At 71.1% G+C, this 21075-nt stretch carries 18 protein-coding genes; 14 read left to right on the forward strand and 4 right to left on the reverse strand.

Annotation, left to right across the window (positions count from 1 at the left end; genetic code table 11):
* Positions 1-45 precede the first annotated feature (45 nt).
* From ASE01_RS05240 to hrpB, 6 genes are all read left to right on the forward strand, one after another.
* Positions 46-801 (forward strand): SDR family NAD(P)-dependent oxidoreductase, encoded by a 756-nt coding sequence (locus ASE01_RS05240; RefSeq protein ID WP_056749121.1) that lies wholly within the window; start codon positions 46-48, stop codon positions 799-801.
* A gap of 17 nt (positions 802-818) precedes the next feature.
* On the forward strand, positions 819-3026 hold the full coding sequence (locus ASE01_RS05245) for a N,N-dimethylformamidase beta subunit family domain-containing protein (protein WP_056749122.1): 2208 nt from the start codon (positions 819-821) through the stop codon (positions 3024-3026).
* On the forward strand, positions 3023-4534 hold the full coding sequence (locus tag ASE01_RS05250; protein ID WP_056749123.1) for a sugar ABC transporter ATP-binding protein: 1512 nt from the start codon (positions 3023-3025) through the stop codon (positions 4532-4534). Before ASE01_RS05245 ends, ASE01_RS05250 begins: the two co-directional genes overlap by 4 nt.
* Before the next feature lie 8 nt (positions 4535-4542).
* Positions 4543-5574 carry an ABC transporter permease gene (locus tag ASE01_RS05255; RefSeq protein ID WP_056749124.1) on the forward strand — a complete coding sequence of 344 codons (1032 nt, stop codon included), beginning with the start codon at positions 4543-4545 and terminating at the stop codon, positions 5572-5574.
* Positions 5575-5630: 56 nt separating this feature from the next.
* Entirely contained in the window at positions 5631-6848 is a 1218-nt protein-coding gene (locus tag ASE01_RS05260; protein WP_056749125.1) for a sugar ABC transporter substrate-binding protein, read from the forward strand.
* A 74-nt stretch (positions 6849-6922) separates the two neighbouring features.
* Positions 6923-9445, forward strand: coding sequence for an ATP-dependent helicase HrpB (gene hrpB / locus ASE01_RS05265; RefSeq protein WP_235535873.1), 2523 nt, complete (start codon positions 6923-6925; stop codon positions 9443-9445).
* 71 nt (positions 9446-9516) lie between these two features.
* On the opposite strand, the gene ASE01_RS05270 is transcribed toward hrpB, so the two are convergent.
* A complete protein-coding gene (locus tag ASE01_RS05270; RefSeq protein WP_056749126.1) occupies positions 9517-9993 on the reverse strand; it encodes a DUF4262 domain-containing protein in 477 nt (158 codons plus the stop codon).
* Between the two features lie 311 nt (positions 9994-10304).
* Between ASE01_RS05270 and ASE01_RS05275 the strand changes: the two genes are divergently transcribed.
* The 4 genes from ASE01_RS05275 to ASE01_RS05290 all read left to right on the forward strand — a co-directional run bounded on the left by ASE01_RS05275 (position 10305) and on the right by ASE01_RS05290 (position 12990).
* Entirely contained in the window at positions 10305-10574 is a 270-nt protein-coding gene (locus ASE01_RS05275; RefSeq protein WP_056749127.1) for a hypothetical protein, read from the forward strand.
* Between the two features lie 109 nt (positions 10575-10683).
* Positions 10684-11496, forward strand: coding sequence for a GTPase (locus ASE01_RS05280; protein WP_056749128.1), 813 nt, complete (start codon positions 10684-10686; stop codon positions 11494-11496).
* Between the two features lie 99 nt (positions 11497-11595).
* On the forward strand, positions 11596-12033 hold the full coding sequence (locus tag ASE01_RS05285; RefSeq protein ID WP_056749129.1) for a PaaI family thioesterase: 438 nt from the start codon (positions 11596-11598) through the stop codon (positions 12031-12033).
* Between the two features lie 63 nt (positions 12034-12096).
* A complete protein-coding gene (locus tag ASE01_RS05290) occupies positions 12097-12990 on the forward strand; it encodes an alpha/beta hydrolase (RefSeq protein WP_056749130.1) in 894 nt (297 codons plus the stop codon).
* A gap of 1 nt (position 12991) precedes the next feature.
* Here the strand turns inward: ASE01_RS05290 and ASE01_RS05295 are convergent, their stop codons facing one another.
* On the reverse strand, positions 12992-13930 hold the full coding sequence (locus ASE01_RS05295) for a hypothetical protein (protein WP_056749131.1): 939 nt from the start codon (positions 13928-13930) through the stop codon (positions 12992-12994).
* Positions 13931-13978: 48 nt separating this feature from the next.
* The gene (locus tag ASE01_RS05300; protein WP_056749132.1) at positions 13979-14560 is read right to left on the reverse strand and encodes a tetratricopeptide repeat protein; all 582 of its coding nucleotides are present in this window, start codon (positions 14558-14560) and stop codon (positions 13979-13981) included.
* A gap of 188 nt (positions 14561-14748) precedes the next feature.
* Here ASE01_RS05300 and ASE01_RS25490 point away from each other — a divergent pair, with 188 nt between their 5' ends.
* From ASE01_RS25490 to ASE01_RS05315, 3 genes are all read left to right on the forward strand, one after another.
* A complete protein-coding gene (locus ASE01_RS25490; protein ID WP_056749133.1) occupies positions 14749-15885 on the forward strand; it encodes a BclA C-terminal domain-containing protein in 1137 nt (378 codons plus the stop codon).
* A gap of 92 nt (positions 15886-15977) precedes the next feature.
* Positions 15978-17078, forward strand: coding sequence for a hypothetical protein (locus ASE01_RS25400; protein ID WP_056749134.1), 1101 nt, complete (start codon positions 15978-15980; stop codon positions 17076-17078).
* Between the two features lie 34 nt (positions 17079-17112).
* Positions 17113-17805 carry an NAD-dependent deacylase gene (locus ASE01_RS05315; RefSeq protein WP_056749135.1) on the forward strand — a complete coding sequence of 231 codons (693 nt, stop codon included), beginning with the start codon at positions 17113-17115 and terminating at the stop codon, positions 17803-17805.
* A gap of 205 nt (positions 17806-18010) precedes the next feature.
* On the opposite strand, the gene ASE01_RS05320 is transcribed toward ASE01_RS05315, so the two are convergent.
* Positions 18011-18772 (reverse strand): TetR/AcrR family transcriptional regulator, encoded by a 762-nt coding sequence (locus ASE01_RS05320; protein ID WP_056749136.1) that lies wholly within the window; start codon positions 18770-18772, stop codon positions 18011-18013.
* Positions 18773-18888: 116 nt separating this feature from the next.
* On the opposite strand from ASE01_RS05320, the gene ASE01_RS05325 reads away from it, so the two are divergent.
* A complete protein-coding gene (locus tag ASE01_RS05325) occupies positions 18889-21048 on the forward strand; it encodes an MMPL family transporter (RefSeq protein ID WP_056749137.1) in 2160 nt (719 codons plus the stop codon).
* The last annotated feature ends 27 nt before the right edge of the window (positions 21049-21075 follow it).

Here is a 21075-nt window from a genome sequence, read left to right on the forward strand (position 1 = left end):
GCTACCTACGCTCACCGATCACCGGACGAGACGAAGGAGTACAGGGTGCGGACGATCGAGCTGGAGGGGCGACGCGCAGTCGTCGTCGGAGGAGCAACGGGGATCGGGCGAGCGAGTGCCTACGCACTCGCCCACGCAGGTGCCGAGGTGGTGACGCTCTCGCGCCGCGATCGATCTGCAGGGATCGAGGGGCCCGCGGAGGTGGCCGACCGGATCACCCACCGCGCCCTCGACATCTCCAGGCGGGACGACGTGGAACGGGTCTTCGCAGAGCTGGTGGCCGATGGCGGTCTGGACATCGTCGTCCTCAGCTCCGCAGTGATCGAGCCGGCCTCGGTCGAGAACTGTGACGACGACCTCTGGCGTCGCCACATGGATGTCAACGTGGACGGAATCTTCGCCTGTGCCCGCGCGGCAGTGCGTGCGATGGCGGCGCGCGGAGGCGGGGGCAAGATCGTCGTCATCGGATCGGTGTCCGGCATCGTCGGCAACGCCGGCTTCGCCGCCTACTGCGCGTCCAAGGGCCTGTGGGCCAATCTCGTTCGTCAGATGGCGCTGGACTGTGCTGCCCGAGGGATCAACGTCAACTCGGTCCTCCCCGGCTTCACCAGCACCGAGCTGGCCGACCTCTACGACGACGAGGCCAAGGCCACGATCGCCGCTGCCATTCCCGCCCGGGTGTGGGCCACGCCCGAACAGATCGCGGACGCGGTGCTGTTCCTCTCCTCCCCGCTCGCGGACTACGTCCACGGCGTCAACCTGCCCGTCGACGGCGGCTACCTCGCCGCCGGACCGATCTGACCCCCAGAAGGATGACCATGACGACGATGCCCGTTCGCGCCTACACCGACCAGCTCTCGTACGAGCGCGGCGACCAGGTCAGCGTGCACGTCCAGGCGGCCCGTTCGGTCGACCTGCGGCTCGTGCGCCTGCTCAGCTCCTCGGCCGAGGACACCTCGCTGGACCTCGACATCGACTGGTCGGCCGCCGGCACCTACGACGTCGGCACCCGAGCGACCTGCGTTGGCTCCTTCCTGTGGGGCGAGCCGGGTCTCCTCGGCGTTCCCGGCTCGCAACAGGTCACCCTCGGGGCCTTCCTGTGGTCGGGCAATGTCGCGGCCTCACGAGTCCAGACCCTCGTTGCTCTCGAGGACGGACTGGCCCTGCAACTGATCGACGGCCGTCCTGCGCTCGTTGACGGCGATCAGATCCTGGTCGAGTCGGAGCTCCGGCTGGAGGGTCATCAGTGGCACCTCGTGGCGGGGATCGTGGACGGCTCCGCCGTCAGGGTCGAGGTGGTGCCGGTCGACCCGATCCGCGGGACCGCTGGGTCCGCGACGCAGGACACCGGCGGGCGCGAGGTCGACCTGACCGGGGCCGTGACCGTCGCGGCGCGGCACGGTCGCTCGGTCGAGACCATCGACGAGGGGACGTGCGGCCTCGCCGACGCGCACTTCACCGGGAAGGTCGAGATGCCCTTCGTGGCCCGCGTCTGCCTGTCCCGGGCCGAGCTCGACGAGCTTGCCCTCGGAGGCGCGGACGTCCGCGACCTCGTCGCGGGATGGGACCTCGCCTTCCAGCACGGCGACGATCCGACTGCTGCCCGGCCGCTCGCCCAGGGCCAGCCGGCGGGTGTGCTGGCGAACGGTCCCGCACGGGGGGTCACCGGCCGGCTCTTCACGGGACGCTCGCTCGACTTCACCCAGGTCCCGGACGAGTACGCCGCCACCCACTTCCATGCCACGGATCTGCTCGACGCCAGGTGGGACGCCGTCGTCACGGCGCCGCTTCCGGAGGACCTGCCCAGCGGTGTCTACGGCGTCGTGGTCTCGAACGCGGAAGGCGAGGACGTCGTCCCCATCACCGTCGTCCCCAGGGACACCGACCCGCGAAGGAGGGTGGCGGTGGTGCTTCCCACCTTCACCTATCTCGCTTACGCCAACGAGGCACTCTTCAACGGCCTCGACGCCTCGGCCATGACCGACCAGGAGGTCGTGGTCGCCGAGGAGGACCTCGCCCACGTCGGTGACGGGTCCTACGGGCTGTCGATGTACGACCACCATCTCGATGGCAGTGGCGTGATGCTCTCGGCCGCTCGCCGCCAGATCGTCAACATGCGCCGCGGATACCGGATGTGGATCGTCGACGCGGGTCGGGCGTTCTCCTCCGACATGTACCTGCTGGAGTGGCTCGCCCGCCGCGGCATCGACGTCGACGTGATCACCGACCACGAGCTGCACCTCCGGGGCGCGGACTACCTGCAGCCGTACGCCGCCGTGATCTCGGGCTCGCATCCTGAGTACACCTCCGAGGAGATGCTCGACGCGCTGACGGCGTACCGCGACGGCGGCGGTGGCCTGCTCTACCTGGGGGGCAACGGGTGGTACTGGGTGACCGGCGTCCTCAGCGACCAGCCGCTGGTCGTCGAGATCAGGCGCGGTCAGGCAGGAGTGCGGTGCTGGGAGTCGCTTCCCGGCGAGGTCACGCTCATGTCCACCGGCCTTCCGGGCGGCCTGTGGCGTCACCGTGGGCGGGCGCCGCAGCAGCTGGCAGGGGTCGGGTTCGCAGCACAGGGCTGGGGAAGGTCGGAGCCCTATCACCCGACCGAGGCCGCCAAGGATCCCGAGATGGCCTGGCTGATGGACGGCGTCGACGAGGACCCGATCGGTGCCTACGGCGCCGTGATGGGCGGAGCGGCCGGCGACGAGATCGACCGCGCGGACGTCTCCTTGGGTACCCCGCCCGGGGCAGTCGTGCTGGCCTCGTCTCGAGGGCACTCGAATTTCTACCAGCGGGTGGTGGAGGAGATCGCCATGAACCTCCCGAACCACGGGGGCGGCGAGCAGGACCCGGAGGTCCACGCGGACATCGTGTACTTCCGGACGCCGGGGGGCGGCGAGGTCTTCTCGACCGGATCGATCGCCTGGTCGGGCTCACTCCTCCACGCCGACGGCGACAACGGGGTGTCCCGGATGACGGAGAACGTGATCCGCGCCTTCGTGGGACGTCGGGGTGGGTCGCTGTGAACGACCAGGCGGGTGGTCCCGTACCTCTACTGGTCGCAGAGGGCATCACGAAGAGCTACGGCGCCAACGTGGCCCTCGCGCCCACCGACTTCAGCGTGGGGCCCGGGGAGGCGGTCGCCGTGCTCGGTGAGAACGGCGCCGGCAAGTCGACCCTCGCCAAGATCCTCACAGGGGCCACGAGGCCCGACTGCGGCACCGTCAGCGTCGCTGGGCGCGAGATCGCGCCCGGTTCGCCTCGCGACTCGCTGCTCCGGGGTATCGCGCTCATCCCTCAGGAGCTCGCCTACGTCCCTCAGCTCACGGTCGCCGAGAACGTCATGCTCAACCGGCTCCCGGGACGTCATGGGTTGACGTCTCGTCGCGCAGTCGTGGCCGCAGCTGCGGCCCTGATGGAACGGCTCGGCCTCTGGGTCGACCCGAGTACGCCGATGGCACGGCTCGGGGTCTCGGACCAGCAGATCGTCGAGATCGTGAAGGCTCTCGGTCGCGAGTCCCGGCTGCTCATCCTGGATGAGCCGACCGCTGCGCTGACCGAGGATGAGGCGGCCCAGCTCTACCGCCTTCTGGGCGAGCAGCGTGCCCAAGGCATCGGCATCGTCGTGGTCTCCCACCACCTCGACCAGGTGAGACGGTTCGTGGACCGGATCGACGTCTTTCGCGACGGTGCCCGGGTGTTCAGTGGCCCGCCGTCCGCGGCCGGCCCGGCGGAGCTCATCGCGCACATGCTGGGTCCGGGCGTCGAGGACGCGGGTCCGGCCCGCCGTACGGGGAGCCCCGGACCCTCGATCCTCGACGTCACCGGCTGGTCGACCCCAGGCCGCTCTGGACTGCGGGACGTGTCGATCAACGTGCGGCAGGGCGAGGTCGTCGGGGTCTACGGCCTCCGTGGATCCGGCGTCGTTGCGCTCGCCGAGGGGCTCGGAGGACGTCGGCGAGACGTCCACGGAACGGTGACCATCTCTGGTCGGAGCCGGCCCGCCATGGCGAGCCCGCGTGCAGCCATCCGGGCGGGCATCTCCTACGTGCCTGCGGACCGCAAACGTGACGGACTGGTCCTCTCCCAGCCGATCCGCACTGCTGCCGCGATGCTGGTGCTGGGCCGGATCTCCCGATGGGGCCTGCTGAGCGCCAGTGCGGAGCGGGCGGTCGCAGGCGCCAGCGCCGGACGCTTTCGGTTGCGGCACTCCTCGTTGGACCAGCCGGTCGGCCAGCTCTCCGGAGGGAACCAGCAGAAGGTACTGCTGACGAGCAGGCTCGCCACCGACCCCCGAGTGCTCGTCGCGCACGAGCCGACCCGTGGCGTCGACGTCGGAGCACGCCGCGAGATCCACGACGCGCTGCGGGCCCTCTCCGACGCGGGGACTGCGGTCCTCGTCGTCACCTCGGACGTCGAGGAGGTCGTCGACGTCAGCGATCGCGTGCTCGTCATCCGTGACGGCCGGATCGTCGGCGAGCTGATCGGCGAACACATCACCCAGGACAACGCCGTACGCCACGCGGCCGCATAGGAGAAGACGTGACCACAGAGATCCACAAGTCCGCCGCGCCCGATCACGACGATCTCGCGCCGTCGTCCAGCCCCGCGCGGGCATCGCACGCGGCAGCGCTGAGAGCAGGAGCCGTCCAGTCGCTGGGGATCGCCGGCTTCCTGCTGGTGCTGGTCCTGGTGTTCTCGGCCTCGACACCGAGATTCCTGACCGGGGACAACCTGGCGGGGATCCTCGCCAGCGTCGCGTTCATCGGGGTCGTCGCCCTCGGTCAGACCGTGGTGATCGTCGGTGGGGGGTTCGACCTCTCGGTTGCTGGTGTGGCTCCGCTGTCGGCGGTCGTGTTCGCACAGCAGGTCAACGACGGCCGTGCTGTCGTGGTCGCTCTCCTGCTGGCGCTGGTCGCCGGCGCCATCGTGGGGACGGTCAACGGCCTGATCGTCACGAAGGGCGGGATCAACCCGCTGATCACCACACTCGGCATGCTGTCCGTCTCGGGTGGCGTCGCCTTCACGCTCGTCGACGGGCAGAGCGTTCCCATCGAGAACTTCTCCGCAGGCTTCATGGCAGAGACGGATCTGCTGTGGGTGCCCAACCAGGTCTGGCTCTTCGCGCTTGCCGCGCTCGCACTCGCCTTCGTCCTGCGTTTCACCGTGTACGGCCGCTCGCTCTACGCACTGGGTGGCAACAAGGAGGCCGCACGACTGGCGGGAATGCGGACCGACGCGCTCGCGATCAGCACCTACGTCGCCAGTGGCACCTTCGCCGCGCTGGGCGGGGTGATCCTGGCCAGCCAGTTGCTCGCCGGCGACGGGAACCTCGGCAAGGACGCGGCGCTCCTCTCGGTCGCCGCCGTGGTCCTCGGCGGCGGGTCGCTGCTCGGTGGGGCCGGCGGAGCGCTGGGGACAGCCGCCGGTGTGCTCGTGCTCGGCACGCTCGCGAACGGGCTGACCCTGATGCACGTGTCGACCTTCTACCAACAGATCGCCACCGGGGTGGTGCTCCTCGTGGCTGTCGGCTTCAGCCAGCTCCGGGGTGCCGTCAGCGGTGGCGTGCGATGACTTCCGACGGCACCCTGCCGCGGACCAACCCTGGAGGACGAATGCACATCCCATCCATGACGACCGGTCCACGCGGGACCCGAAGGCGCCGGATCGCGACAGCGACGCTGCTCGTTGTCGCAGTCGCCGCCGCCGGCTGCGCATCGGACCCGGACGAGAGCGGCTCGGGGGAAGGCCTCCTGGCGGGCACGACGATGGCCTACACCAACGCCACCGATGCAGCACCGTTGTACGTGACGATGCGGGACGGGGTGAAGGCCGCCGCGAAGACGACCGGAGTCGCGCTCGAGACCTACGACAACAAGCTGGACGCGGCCACGGTGTCGCAGAACGCGACCCTCATCGCCCAGAGCAAGCCCGACTTCGTGCTCTCCTACAACCCGGTCGAGGGCGTCTACGGCTCCATCGAGCGGATCTATGAGAGGGCGGGTGTCCCCTGCATCGCGGTGAACACCCCCGGCAAGGACCACTGCCAGTGGTTCAACCTGAGCAATCCAGAGCTGTGCACCGACACCGCCAAGGCCGTCGGCACGGTTGCCAGGGAGCGGGGGTGGACAGGGGAGGACACCACGGTGCTGTTGGTGAATGCGGCCAGCTTCGGCGAGCAGATCAACAACTGCAACGCCTACTTCTACAAGGAGATCGCCCAGTGGATCCCCGGGCTCGAGACCATCGACGACGTGGACGACCTGACCACCACCACCTCCACGCTCGGTGACTCGATGGTCCAGGTGGACGGCCAGGCCCAGCGGGGGCCGTCGTACGACGCTGTCCGCCGCGCACTCTCCGGCATCCCCGAGGACCGCAACCTCGTCGTGTACTCGGTGGCCGACGACTCCACGCTCGGGGCGTGGCAGGCCGTGGAGCAGTCGGGTCGGGCAGAGGCGACCCTGACGGCCGGCCTCGGGGGGTCGCCTGAGGCACTGGAGGAACTGCGGTCCAACCCGAGCTGGGTGGCCCAGGGCGACATGTTCATCGGGCACTGGGGCCAGTACCTGATGGCGATGGCTGCTGCCGTCGAGAAGGGCGTCGAGCTCCCGTTCCAGACGCTGGCACCCGAGGCTGTCCTCACCAAGGACTTCGCGGTGGCTGAGTCGATCGTGGCGCCGGTGACCGACTACTACCGGGCCGGGGAGAAGGACGCCTTCCAGCTCCCGCCGCTGGTGCCCGTCGCACCCGGGGAGACGGTGTTCGGTGAGAAGACAGTCGGCAACGACTACCTCGCCGCCACCGGTGTGCTCCAGCTGTTCGGGAACGTCAAGGACCTCGACTAGATCGAGACCGACCGAGGCGGGGGCCGACGTGCTGAGCGTCGGTCCCCACTCGTGTCGTCGGGCACACTGCAGGAGTGTCCGACCCGCTGCGCAGCCTGCTCGCCGCGCCGCCCGACCTCCCGGTCACCGCGGGACTGGCCGCGCTGGACGAGGCCCTTCGCTCACGCGGAGTCGCGGTGGTCCACGCACCGCCCGGCACCGGCAAGACGACGCTGGTCCCGCCCGCGGTCGCGGTGGTCGTCACCGGACGGGTCGTGGTCACGCAGCCCAGTCGGATCGCGGCCCGTGCGGCTGCCCGTCGGCTGGCGCACCTGCTCGGCGAACCGGTGGGGGAGACGGTCGGCTACTCCGTCCGCGGTGATCGGCGCACCAGTCGACGTACGCGGGTCGAGATCGTCACGACCGGCCTGCTGCTCCGGCGGATCCAGCACGATCCCGAGCTGGCCGGCGTCGGGGCGGTGGTGCTCGACGAGGTGCACGAGCGCCACCTCGACGCGGACCTGACCCTGGCGCTGCTCGTCGACATCAGGACCAACCTGCGTGAGGACCTGTCGCTCGTGGCGATGTCGGCCACCGTGGAGGCCGAACGCACGGCAGCCCTGCTCGGCGATGCGCCGGTGGTCCGCGTCCCGGGTGCCCTGCATCCGGTCGAGACCGTCTGGTGCCCGCCGTCCGCGGGGGTACGTCGTACCGACGACCGGGGGATCACCCCGGCCTTCCACGACCACGTCGCAGCAACGGTCCGTCGGGCCCTCGCCGAGCACGAGGGTGACGTCCTCGTCTTCGTGCCGGGCGTGGCGGAGGTCGAGGGGACCGTACGCCGTCTCGCCGGTGTCGATGCGGCCGTGCACGCCCTGCACGGTCGGCTGCCCGGCGCCGAGCAGGATCGTGCGCTCAGCGAGGGCCCGCGGCGACGAGTGATCGTCTCGACCGCGGTCGCTGAGTCATCGCTGACGGTGCCCGGGGTGCGGGTCGTCGTGGATGCCGGGTTCTCGCGTGAGCCTCGTACCGACCACCGTCGCGGACTGGCTTCGCTGGTCACCGTCGCGGTGAGCCGGGCGGCGGCCGACCAGCGGGCGGGACGGGCCGGACGGCTGGGGCCGGGCGCTGTGCTGCGCTGCTGGTCGGAGGCGGAGCACGCACACCTGGCCGCTCATCCCGAGCCCGAGATCGCCACCGCCGACCTGACGGCCTTCGCCCTGGAGCTGGCGTGCTGGGGGACTCACGACGTGCGCGACCTGGCGTTGCTCGACCAACCACCGGCGCACGCGCTGACGGCGGCCACCGCAGTGCTGGTGGACCTGGGGGCGATGACCGACGACGGGCGGGCCACCCCGACGATCACCCCGCGGGGCCGGGCGATCGCCGCGGTGCCGACGGATCCTCGGCTGGCACGGGCCCTCATCGACGGAGCCGAGCTCGTCGGGCCTCGGCGTGCCGCAGAGGTGGTCGCGATGCTGAGTGAGGGCGTGCGGGCTCCCGGAGGAGACCTGGTTGCCGCGCTGCGCTCCCTGCGTGCCGGCCAGGGGGCTGGCTCGTGGCGAACCCAGGTCACCCGGCTGGAGGGGATGGTCGAGAGACGTGGCTCGTCGGACCACGCGCGAGCACTCACCGATGACGTGGCGGTGGGGCTGGTCGTGGCCCTGGCACACCCTGACCGCATTGCGCGCAAGCGCCCCGGCTCCTCCACCTACCTGATGACGTCCGGGACGGGCGCGAGCCTCGATCCGCGCGACCCCGGACCCCTGGCGGGCCTGGAGTGGCTGGCGGTCGGTGACGCGGAGCGGCGGCCGGGCCAACGTGAAGCCCGGATCCGGGCAGCGGCGCCCCTGACCGAGGACCTCGCCCTGGAGGCGGCAGGTTCCCGGTGGACCGAGGTGGACGAGGTCAGCTGGACCGGAGGGCGGGTGCTGGCCCGCCGTCGTACCCTCCTGGGGGCGATCGAGCTCAGCTCCGTCCCGATCAGCGATCCACCGGCGCAGGCCGTGGCCGACGCGATCCGGGAGGCCGTCGCGAGCGAGGGGATCGCCCTGCTCACCTGGTCGGAGGCGGCCACGGCGCTCCGCGCTCGTCTCGACTTCCTGCACCGCGCGCTCGGTGACCCGTGGCCCGACGTGAGCGACCTGGCCCTCACGCAGGACCTCCAGTCCTGGCTCGGTCCGCAGCTGGCGCGGGTCCGCACGGCCCAGGACCTGCGCCGCATCGACGTGGTCGCCGCGCTGCGGGCTCTGCTGCCATGGCCGCAGGCAGGCAGGCTCGACGAGCTGGCGCCCGAGCGGGTGGAGGTCCCCAGCGGGTCGATCGTGCGGATCGACTACTCCGCGGAGCAACCCGTGCTCGCCGTGCGACTGCAGGAGGTCTTCGGCTGGACCGCAGCACCGGCCCTTGCCGGCGGACGCGTCCCCCTCCTGCTGCACCTGCTCTCACCCGCGCGACGCCCCGCAGCTGTGACCGCAGACCTGGAGTCCTTCTGGGACAACGGCTATCCGGGCGTACGCGCCGATCTGCGTGGCCGCTATCCCAAGCACGCCTGGCCGGAGGATCCCCGGAGCGCACCTGCCACCGCACGCACGAACAGGCCACGCCCCGGCAGGTGAGCGACCGAGGTGACGAAGGATGGGCCCTGAGGGGCTGGGCCTGCCACGTCGTCGAGCCCACATTTCCAGCGTCATCGGTTGGTCCAGGGCACCTCGCTCGTGCCCAGAACCGGCTGATCGCCGCGGAAGCCCACCTGCCACGGCCATCGCCCCCGGTCGTCGGTGTAGACGAGCTGCACGGCACGCACGTGGGGGCCGTAGATCGCTGTCGCCATGACCAGGTGAACGGTCGGCTCGGCGACGTCCACGACCTCGGCCGCAACCTGGTCGGGCCACACATGGACCTGGCCAGCGGCGTAGGCCTCAGCTCCGAGGGCGAGCTGGTCGGCGATCCAGTTGAGGAAGTGAGCGGACCTGCGGGCGGACAGTCCTGTCACGAGGAGCTCTGGATGTCCGGTCGGAGTGAGACCGACCGTGTAGGCGAACGAAGGGCGCAAGCGGTCCTTCGTGACGTACTGGATGAACCAGCCGTGGGTGGCGATCTTCCTCCGGATCAGATTGAGGTAGTCCGCCTCGGTTGCCTCGGGGTTGGCGCACTTCCAGCACATGAGTTCCTCGTTTCGTCGGGGGGAACTCAGGCTCGGCGGCGGTCCCGACAGATCGACTTTCCTGTCCACAGGCGCGGGCTCGGAGGACGTGCAGGAGCGGACCTGTGGACAGTTGGAGGCGATGCGCGTGGCGCAAGTGACGCGACGTGCTGCCTGACGCCCGAGATCCGCCGCACTGCCCTGTGTGTTCGCAGGTCCGTGTCGTCCGGCACCGGGTTCTGCGCGTTCGGCCGAGTGCACAGGCAGCTTGCGGGTACGGCTCTGCCATGGCCCGCGTTCGGGTCGACCGATCCCGATGAATGGAGAGATCGATGAGCGAGAACACCCCGGAACCCAGCGACACGCAGTCCCAGGCCGCCGCAGCAGCTGACGCATCGGAGCCCAGCCCGGAGAAGCCCTTCAACGTCGACGACCTGATGAACGGGCCGGACGACGTCGTCCACAACAGCGACGCGCCGCGGCCGGACGAGGAGTCGGACCCGGCCAAGGACGACGGCGCCTCCGACTGGACGGACGAAGGTGGCGCGACCAGCGACGGCCCGGCGACCGACACCGACGCGGGGGACGCCGACCCTCAGTAGTGCCCGGCCGATGAGGTTCCTCACTGACCGGCGAGAGTCCGGGCGCCGACCGCCGACCTAGGGTGGGAGGCGTGCGGTCGCGAGCCCGCGGTCGCTACCAGGAGGTGTCATGGCCAGGACGTCCCACCGGTTCCCGCGCTCACTGCCCCGGGGCCGCACCGGCCGCGCGGCGCTCGGCGCCACCGTGGCGGGCGGTCTGCTGAGTGCGGCCGCCACCGCGCCCGAACGCGTGTCGCAGTTCTTCCGCCGTCGCTACCCGACCGTCGCGGTGACGGGCATGACCGGCGTCGGCAAGAGCCAGCTGGCCGACCGCCTGGCCGGCCGATCGCCGGGCAGCACGACCGCCGATGTCGGATCGGCGGTGATGGAGCGCCGGACCCGTCGTACCAGCGGCCTGCACGGCTTCCGTTTCCTCGTCGTGCCGGGCGACAACGCTGCGACCCGGCTCGGCGCGCTCGACGAGGTCTTCCACGACGAGCCCGTCGACGGTGTCCTGCACGTGGTCGCCAACGGGTACGCGACCGCCCGACGCGCCGCGGGCACGACGGGCGCAGGCTCCGCCACGAGGGAGCAGCAGCTCGCGGCCGAGCTGGAGGACTTCGCCATCACGGCCCATCGGGTCGCGAGCATGGCGGTGCGTCGGGACAAGCCGGTCTGGCTGGTGATCGCGGTGTCGAAGGTCGATCTCTACCCCGACGACATCGACGCCGCCGTGCACTACTACTCACCCGGCAGCGGGTCGCCCTTCGGGGCGAAGCTCGACGAGCTGCGCGCCTTGGCCGGCGGTGCCCGCCTCTCCGTCGACGTGCTGCCCGTGAGCAGCCAGGGCGGCGACCGCAACGCGGCCGTGTCGGCGAAGCGGAGCGCGGTGCTGGTGGATGCACTGGCGGTCCGGCTGGCCCAGCTGAGCGGCCACGTCTGAAGTCCCGGGTCGCTGTGCATGACCTCCGGGGTCATCGACGGCGAGCACTCGGGCGGACAGGATCGGACCCGTCACTGACGTCTGCCCGAGGAGGTCCCCATGTCTGTCAGCGAGTCCGCAGCACCGGATGGCGTCGCCCGCGACTGGATCGAGGGAGTGCTGGCTGGTTCGCCCGTGGCGCGGAGCCTCGGGATCGAGGTCCTGGAGGTGCGGGTCGATCGGGTGCGCCTGGGACTGGCGTTCCGTGACGACCTCACGACCGTGCCAGGCGTCCTGCACGGCGGGGTGGTCGCGACGCTGATCGACGTCGCAGGAGCGTCCGCGTCCGCGTCGGGCCTGACGGCCGGGGACGGAGCGACCGGCGGCGCGACCTCGCACCTGTCGGTCGCCTACCTCGCGCCGGCGACGTCGAGCCTCACGGTTGCTGCGACGGTGCGGCACCGCACCAGGTCGGGCACCCATGCCGAGGTCGAGGTCCGTGACGCCGAGGAGCGGCTGGTGGCGACCGCCACGGTGACGAGTCGGGTGTTCCACTGACGGTCGGGTCCGGCCGTCTGTCACGCTGGACGGCCAGCCACCGCGACCAGGATGTGAGTGCCCATGGGACGTCAGGACGTCGAGTTCCTCAGCGGGGGCACTCGCTGCGCCGCCTGGTTGTACCGCCCCGAGCAGGAACCCGACCTCGCGATCTCCGTCCCGGTCATCGTGATGGCCCATGGCCTCGGGGGCACGAGGACCATGCGGCTGGATGCCTTCGCGGAGCGCTTCGCGGCGGCGGGGTATGCCTGCCTGGTCTTCGACTACCGACACTTCGGCGACAGCGGCGGCGAGCCCCGCCAGCTCCTCTCCGTGCGCGAGCAGGTCGCGGACTGGGAGGCGGCGATCGCCCACGCCCGCACGCTCGAGGGCGTCGATCCCGACCGGGTGGTGGTGTGGGGCACCAGCTTCGGGGGAGGCCACGCCCTCACGATGGCGGCCCGTGACCCGCGCCTGGCGGCAGCGATCGCGCAGTGCCCGTTCACCGACGGCATCGCCTCAGCACTGGCCGTCGACACCGTCACCAGCGCCCGGGTCACCGTCGCGGCGCTGCGCGACAAGATCAGGGGACTGCGCGGTCGGGAGCCGATCTACCTCCCCAACGCCGCCGCTCCGGGGACGCCGGCCTTCATGACCTCCCCCGACGCGCTCCCGGGCCTGATGGCTCTCGGTGCCACTGCGTCGGACAACCGGCTCACCGCCCGCTCGGCGCTCGACGTCCTGCGCTACGCGCCCGGCCGGCGTACCCGTCGCATCGCCGTTCCGCTCTTCGTCGCACTGTGCGGCCCGGACACGGTCGCTCCGAGCAGGACCGCCGAGCGACAGGTACGACGCGCGCCACGGGCCGAGGTCCGGACCTACCCGGTGGGGCACTTCGAGATCTACGTCGGCGACGCGTTCGAACGTGCGGTCGCCGACTACGTCGAGTTCCTCGGACGCCACGTCCCGGGGGGGTGACTCAGCTCGTCTCCACGTCGTGGTCGACCTTCGTGCACCCGTCGGCGTGGTCCTTCTCGATGCGGGCGCCGAGCTCGCCGGAGTCGAAGTAGCACTCACCGTTGATGATCGAGCCGACGAAATCCCACTCCTGCTGGATGTCGTAGAACGCCTTGCCCGCGCCACCGAGGATCGCGAGGTGGCGTCCGACCATCGCGGAGGCGTCGTCCGGCGTCGTACCGGCAGCGAGGAAGACGGACATCGACGCGTCGTCGCCGAGCCAGAGCGCGGCGCCCTTCGGCAGGCCCTGACGGAGCTCGGCCAGGAGGTCCAGCTGGGCGGCGTCGGGGAGGCCGTCGGAGGAGTTGAGGGCCCAGCTGTTCTCGGCGGCGGTCTGCACCGTCCACCCGGCGTGCTCGATCGAGCCGAAGCGCCGGTCGAGGTCCGGCAGCGCCGCCAGGACGCCCTCGATGCCGGGTTCCGCGACCGTGACGGTGAACCGGGTCTCGACGTGGGGCTTGGCGGCGACGTCCTGGGTGTTGATCTCGGCGCGGGTGACGGCCTCGGTCAGCACCGGCACCGCCGCCTCGGCCGCGGCGGCGACCGCAGCAGTGTCGGCGTCGGGCTCGAAGCTGCGCAGGTGGGCGCTGTCGTCACCCCACGTGATCTCGAGGTCGCCCTCCTCGCCCCGGTGGACGTCGGCAAAGGCGTCGTACGTCACCTCGACGACGGTGACGAAGTCGTCGGCCGTGGCCTCCGGCTCGAGCGCCACGGTGAGGGTGAGCTTGCCGGAGTCGAGGGTCACCGGCTCGGTGTAGTCGAGGTCGGCCGAGGCGACGCCCGGCAGCGAGGCGAGGTGCTCACGCAGCTCGTCGGCCTCGCTCGCCCGGCTCTGGTTGGCACAGGCAGCCAGCGGGATCGTGGAGCACAGGACGGCGGCGAGCAGCAGTGTCGACTTCATGGCTCCACCGTCCCAGCGGGGTGAGTACCCGCGCCTGAGTGACGGTACTCAGCCGGCGTACGTCGGGGGCGTCACGTCCGCCATCGCGGGGTCGAGGTCAACGCCCTTCGCCAGGGACTCCTTCGCCTCGGCCTCGTGGCCCAGGTGCCGCAGGGCGAAGCCCAGGCGCATGTGGGTCGCGGCGTCGTCCGGCTTGACCGCGAGCACCCGACGGTAGAGGTCGACGGAGGCGTCGAGATCGGCGTTCTCGGTCAGCAGGCCGAGGTTGTAGAGCGCAGGTGCCATCTCGGGGTCGGACGAGATGGCGTCGGTGTACTCACCGATCGCCGTTGCCTTGTCGCCACGTTGCTGTGCCAGGAAGCCCAGGTTGTAGTGCGCGTAGGCGTTGTCGGGCTCGATGAGGAGCACTGCCTCGAAGGTCCGTCCGGCCTTGTCCAGGTCTCCTGCCTCGAGCTGCGCGAGCCCGTCGGAGACGAGCTGGTCGACGGCGCTGGTCGACTGGCTGGCACTCGGCTCGGCTGTCGGCTCGTCCTCGCCACCGCCGCACCCTCCGAGGAGGACGGCGCCACCGAGCGCCAGGGCGACCAGGCGGAGCGGGAGACGGCGGGGCAAGGCGGGGCGTCGGTGCACGAGAGCGTCCTTCGGGGGCGACGAGGTGGGTGATCGTCGTACCCATCGGTCACCGGGACCCCGTCCTGAGTGCTTCCGGACTCCTCAGGAGCGTGCGCTGCCGACCGAAACGGGAGAACGATGCCAGCACGTGCTGGCCACACCCCCCGGGCCGGATCCGTGCCCGCTTCGTCGAGGAATGGATGCACATGAACAAGAAATGGCGCCAGGTCGGTCTCTACTCCGTGTCGGTGATGGCCACGACCGCGGCCACCCTTCTCCCGCAGGTCCCGGCCACCGCGGCCCCGGACGTCGCGGCCAAGGCGAAGGGCACCAGCCTCGTCGGCTGCTACGACCGCTCGAGCGGCGAGCTCCGCCTGGTCTCGCGGGGCAACGTCTGGCTGGTCCCGGCCGGTCAGCGCACCTGCGCGACGGGCGAGCGCCGGATCCGCTGGAGCATGGGCGGGTCGATCGTCGGTCTCCAGGGTGTGAAGGGTGATCGTGGCGCGACGGGCGCCAAGGGCGCGACCGGCGCCGCGGGTACGAACGGCACTGCCGGCGCTGACGGCGCCACGGGTGCGACGGGTGCCAGCGGTGCGGACGGTGCCGACGGCGCGACGGGCGCCACCGGTGCCACCGGCGCAAGCGGTCTCGACGGCGCCGACGGTGCCACGGGCGCCACCGGTGCCACCGGCGCGACGGGTGCCAGCGGTCTCGACGGCGCTGATGGCGCGATCGGCGCGACTGGCCCGGCCGGCCCCACGGGTGCGACCGGCGCGACGGGCGCGACGGGCTCGGACGGCTCCAACGGTTCCGACGGTGCCACCGGCTCGAACGGGTCCGACGGCTCGGACGGCGCGATCGGCGCCACCGGCGCCACGGGCCCGACGGGTGCGACCGGCGCGACCGGCGCCACGGGTGCGACGGGCGCGGACGGCGCCGGTGTCGCTCCGGCGTACGGCTCCTTCGCCAACAACAGCGGCGCGCTCGTCGCTGTCGTCCTCGGCGGCACCGACATCGCGCTGCCCGCGGTCGGAGCCACCTCGGGCGTCACCGCGAACGGCGGCAACACCCAGTTCACGGTCGACACGACCGGCGTCTACGAAGTCTCGTTCCAGGTGCAGTCCACGGTAGGACTGCTGATGGGCGTGCGCGTCGGGGTCAACGGTGCCCCGAACTCGCTGCTCGACGACTTCGCCGGGGTGTCGACCACCGGTTGGTCGGCGACGGCGACGGTCTCCCTGGCGGCCGGTGACGTGCTGGACCTCGAGGCCTACGGCCTGCTCGGGGTGCTCACCCTCGACGGTGGCGCGGGAGCCTCGCTCTCCGTCCTCCGGGTTGGCTGATCTCAGCCGCGCACCACAGCACGTAGCGTCCTGGCGGGGAGGAGCGATCCTCCCCGCCAGAATGCGTTGACCACCCCGAGGAGAGGACCACCGTGCCCGGCATCGGCCTGATGATGATCGTCAAGGACGAGGCGCACGTGATCCGGCGCTGCCTGGACAGCGTCCGCCCCTTCGTCGACTGGTGGGTCATTGCCGACACCGGGTCGAGCGACGGCACCCAGGACCTGGTCCGCGAGGCCCTCGCCGGACTGCCGGGCGAGCTCGTTGAGCGCCCCTGGGTGGACTTCGGCCACAACCGCCAGGAGGTGCTCGACCTGGCGCGCGCCTCCGCCCACCGCGGCGCCGACGACCATGCGCTGTGGATCGACGCCGACGAGCAGCTCCGCTCGCTGCCCCGGGAGCGCCCCGACCTGGTGGCATCGGGCTACCACCTCCAGGTGGAGTACGGCGAGACCCGCTACGCCCGGCTGTGCCTGGTCCGGCTCGCCGACGCCTGGCGCTGGCGCGGCCCGATCCACGAGTACCTCGACCTCCCCGGAGCGAGCCTCGGCTCCCTCGAGGCGCCGACCGTCCTGGTCACCCACGACGGCGCCCGCTCGAGCGACCCCGACACCTATCGCAAGGACGCCGCGCTGATCGAGCGCGCCCTCGTCGCGGACCCGGACGACCCCCGACTGCAGTTCTACCTGGCCCAGTCCCTGCGCGACGCCGGCGAGCACGACCGGGCGCTGGCGGCGTACGCCGTCCGGATCGCCAACCCTGCGGGGTGGGACCAGGAGCGGTGGCAGGCGAGGTTCCAGACCGCGCGCCTGCTGGAGCGCCTCGGTCGTCCGGTCGAGGACGTGCTCGACGCCCATCTGGCGGCGTACCAGCACTGCCCGTGGCGGGCCGAGCCCCTGGTCGAGGCGGCGCGGATCGAGCGCTCGCGCGAGCGCTACGAGGTGGCGCTCCTCTATGCCAGGACCGCTGCAGCGTTGCCACTGCCCGACGGCAGGGGACTGTTCGTCGACGCCGCCACCTACTCGTGGCGGGCCTGGGACGAGGTCGCCGTCAGCTGCTACTGGACCGGCCGCTTCGCGGAGGGCCTCGTCGCCGCCCGACGGGCGGTGGCAGCCCGGCCCGACGACGAGCGGCTGCGCGCGAACGTCACGTGGTGCGAGCAGGGACTGGCAGCCAGCGACGTGGACGGGTGACGACGGTCACCGGCTCGACGGGTAGCCTCCGCTCGTGCCCCAGATCGTCGTCCTCACCGGTGCCGGCATCTCCGCCGAGAGCGGGGTGCCGACCTTCCGGGACGCCGACGGCCTCTGGGAGGGCCACCACGTCGAGGACGTCGCGACGCCCGAAGGCTTCGCGCGGGACCGGTCGATGGTGCAGCGCTTCTACGACGAGCGCCGCGCCGCCCTGCTGAACGTCGAGCCCAACCCGGCCCACCTGGCCCTGGCCGAGCTCGAGCAGACCATGGGCGAGGCCCTGCTGATCGTCACCCAGAACATCGACGACCTGCACGAACGGGCCGGCTCCCGCAACGTGATCCACATGCACGGCGAGCTGCTCAAGGCGTTGTGCCAGTCGTGCGGCAGCGCATCCACTTGGGACTCGACCCTCCTCGATGAGCCGGCCTGCCCGCTCTGCGGTGTGCACGAGCTGCGTCCGGACGTGGTCTGGTTCGGAGAGGTGCCCTACGAGATGGACCGCATCACCGACGCCCTCGCCGATGCCACCCACTTCGTGTCGATCGGAACGTCGGGCGCCGTCTATCCCGCCGCCGGGTTCGTGCAGCACGCCCGTCGCCACGGCGCACGCACCTTGGAGCTCAACCTCGATCCGAGCGAGGGCTCGCACTTCTTCCACGAGTCGCGCCAGGGCCGCGCCGGTGACCTCGTGCCTGTGTGGACCCGCGAGATGCTCTGGCACTGAGCGGGTACGCCGGTCTGGTTGCCGGGTCGGTCGCCGGGGCTCCGCTGCAACACGCCGTCCACCCGACTACTCGGCCGTTGCCGTCGCAAATGCCGTGCTGGGACGGCGTGTTGCAGACGACAAGTGCCCGGTAGTCGGGTGGACGGCGTGTCACAGCGCCGCCCGGCCGTGCAGCCCGCCGGCCCGCAGTCGCCGCGTACGACGCTCAGCGCCGCGCCAGCTCCTCGTCGAGGATCCCGGTGAGACGTTGGCGCTCGGCCTCGAGCCCGAGCGGGCCGATCCAGTCGAGCAGCGTGGCCCGGAAGAGCTGGCCGGACTCGATCACGCGCGGGTCGCAGTGGCCGGTCGACTCGAGGGTCACGACGCCGTACAGGGCGGACCAGGAGCGCATGTAGATCCACATCAGTCCGCGGTCCTCGTGGGCGATGCGCTCGGCCTTGGCGGGGATCAGTGGATCGAGGCAGGCTTCGCGGATGACCGGGTCGAGCTCGTCGAGGGTCGGGAAGGGGAACCGGTAACGGTCCCAGACCTCCCAGAGCAGGTCGGTGAAGTAGTGGCCCGACGTCGAGACGGTGAGCAGCTCACGGCGCTCGGTGTCCTCCTCGGCGATCGGGTTCGCGAAGACGAGGGCGAAGCGACGCGGCTTGGACACCGCCCACTGGCGGAACCGGACGCAGGCCACCACGAGTCGTGCGGCCGGGTCGTCCTCGGCGAACCGTTCGGCCGCCTCGGCCCACTCGGCGGTGGCCTCGCGGTCGAGCTCGAAGGCCACCAGGTCGACGAGCTGCTGGTAGTTGGCGACGTAGCGGTAGAGCGCCGGCGCGGTCATCCCCATCCGGGCCGCGACGGCGCGCAGGGACAGGTCGGCGCCCTCGTCGAGCAGCGCAGCGGCGACGGCCACGATCTCGTCGTACGTCGCCTCGCGCTGTCGTTCGCGTCGGGTGACGGGGACGCGGAGCTGGGCCACGGGACTCCTCGAGATGACATGCGGTGAACACTTGACGAGGAAAGTTTACACCGTTTACCGTTAATGGTGTTAACGAAACTGATGGAGTTTCACCCCCGCCTCCCGGAGGAGTCACCATGATCGAGCGATGGGGCGCACTGGTCGTGCGCCGCGCAGTCGCAGTGCTGCTGGTCGGCCTCGGCATCCTCGCGGCTGCCGCGATGGCCGGCATCGGCCTGGAGGACAAGCTCGGCGCCGGTGGCTTCGACGACCCGGGCACGGACTCGGCGCGGGAGCTGGTGGTCGAGCGGGAGACCTTCGGCAACCGCTCGATCGACGCCATCGTGATCTTCTCCAGCGACGACCGGGCGGCCTCCGCGCCGGAGTTCCAGGCCGAGGTCGACCGCGCGCTGGCCTCGGTCCCCGACGGCATCGTCGTGTCGTCCTCGACCTGGTACGACACCCAGGACCCCTCGATGCTCAGCAAGGACGGCCGGGCGACCGCCGTCTACGTGTCGCTGGTCGGCGAGACCCAGAACGACTTCAGCGACTCCTTCGAGGCCTTCCGGCCGGTGATCGAGGAGAGCTCGCTCGACACCGAGTTCGCGGGCGCCTACGCCGTGTACACCGACGTCAACGAGGAGACGAAGTCCGACCTGCTGCGGGCCGAGATCGTCTCGCTGCCGATCGTGCTGATCCTGTCGCTGATCATCTTCCGCAGCGTGGTGGCGGCCCTGATGCCGGTCCTGGTCGGTCTCGCCGCCGTGCTCGGCGCCCGGGCCACCGTCGCCGGGCTCAACGAGATCGTCGAGGTGTCGATCTTCGCCCCCAACATCATCACGCTGCTCGGCCTGGGGCTGGCGATCGACTACGCCCTCTTCGTCGTGTCCCGCTTCCGCGAGGAGATCGCGCGCACTCCGGACGACACCAGCCGGGCGCTGGTCCGCACGATGGCGACCGCGGGTCGGACCGTGGCCTTCTCGGCCCTCACCGTCGCTGCGGCGATGAGCTCCCTCCTCGTCTTCCCGCAGACCTTCCTCAAGTCGATCGGGTACGGCGGCATCGCGGCCGTGCTGATCGCGATGCTCGCGGCGCTGACCGTCCTGCCCGCCACGCTGGCACTGCTGGGCACCCGGATCGACGCGCTGCGGATCCCGTTCCTGCAGCGGCCCACGCCGATCGAGAGCGACCACGGCGCCTGGGCCCGGCTGGCCCGGGCCGTGATGCGCCGCCCCGTCGTCGTCGCGGCGGCCGTGGTCGCCCTGCTGCTGCTCGTGGCCTCGCCGTTCCTCGGCGTGAAGTGGGGCAGCGTCGACTACCGCGTGCTCCCGGCCGACACCGACTCGCACATGGCCTCCGAACGCCTCAACACCGACTTCGGCCCGGAGCGCTCGAGTGCCAACGTGATGGTCACCGGCAGCGACGAGGCCGGCGTGGCGTCGTACGTCCGGGGCGTCGAGGGCGTCGACGGGGTCGTCGACGTCCAGACGGTCGCGAACGAGGGCGACGCGACGTTGCTGCGGGTCTCGTGGGAGGGCAACAGCCAGAGCGAGGCCTCCCAGGAGGTCCTGCACGACCTGCGCGACGTCGCGAGCCCGGACGGCGCGGACGCACTCGTCGGCGGTCTCACCGCCGAGACCGTCGACCTCGCCGAGTCGATCGGTGACCACCTGCCCCTGATGGGCCTGATCGTGATCAGCGTGATGCTGGTGCTGCTGTTCCTCGCCTTCGGCTCGGTGGTGCTGCCGTTCAAGGCCGTGGCGATGAACGCGCTGTCGATCACGGCATCCTTCGGTGTGGTGACCTGGATCTTCAGCGACGGCCACCTCGCCGACCTGCTCGGCTTCACCCCGCAGGGATTCCTGGACCTCACCAACCCGATCGTGATGCTGGCCGTCCTGTTCGGGCTCTCGATGGACTACGAGGTCTTCCTGCTCTCCCGGGTGCGCGAGCAGTGGGACGCGACCGGTGACAACGACCTCGCGGTCGAGACGGGCGTGCAGAAGACGGGCCGGATCATCACCAGCGCCGCGTTGCTGCTGGCCGTGGTCATCGGTGCCTTCAGCCTGAGCGGGGTGGTGTTCATGAAGATGATGGGCATCGGGATGCTCGTCGCAATCCTGGTGGACGCGACCATCGTCCGGGCGCTGCTGGTCCCGGCGACGATGAAGCTCCTCGGTCGCTGGAACTGGTGGGCGCCGGCTCCGCTCGCCCGCTGGTGGGATCGCCACGGCTTCCGGGAGGAGTACGACGCCCCGGAGCCCGCCGAGGGGGACAGGGTCACGACCCCGGTCTGAGGCGGCGACTTGCCGGAAAACCCACGG

The sequence above is a fragment of the Nocardioides sp. Root190 genome, assembly GCF_001428565.1.
Classification (GTDB): domain Bacteria; phylum Actinomycetota; class Actinomycetes; order Propionibacteriales; family Nocardioidaceae; genus Nocardioides.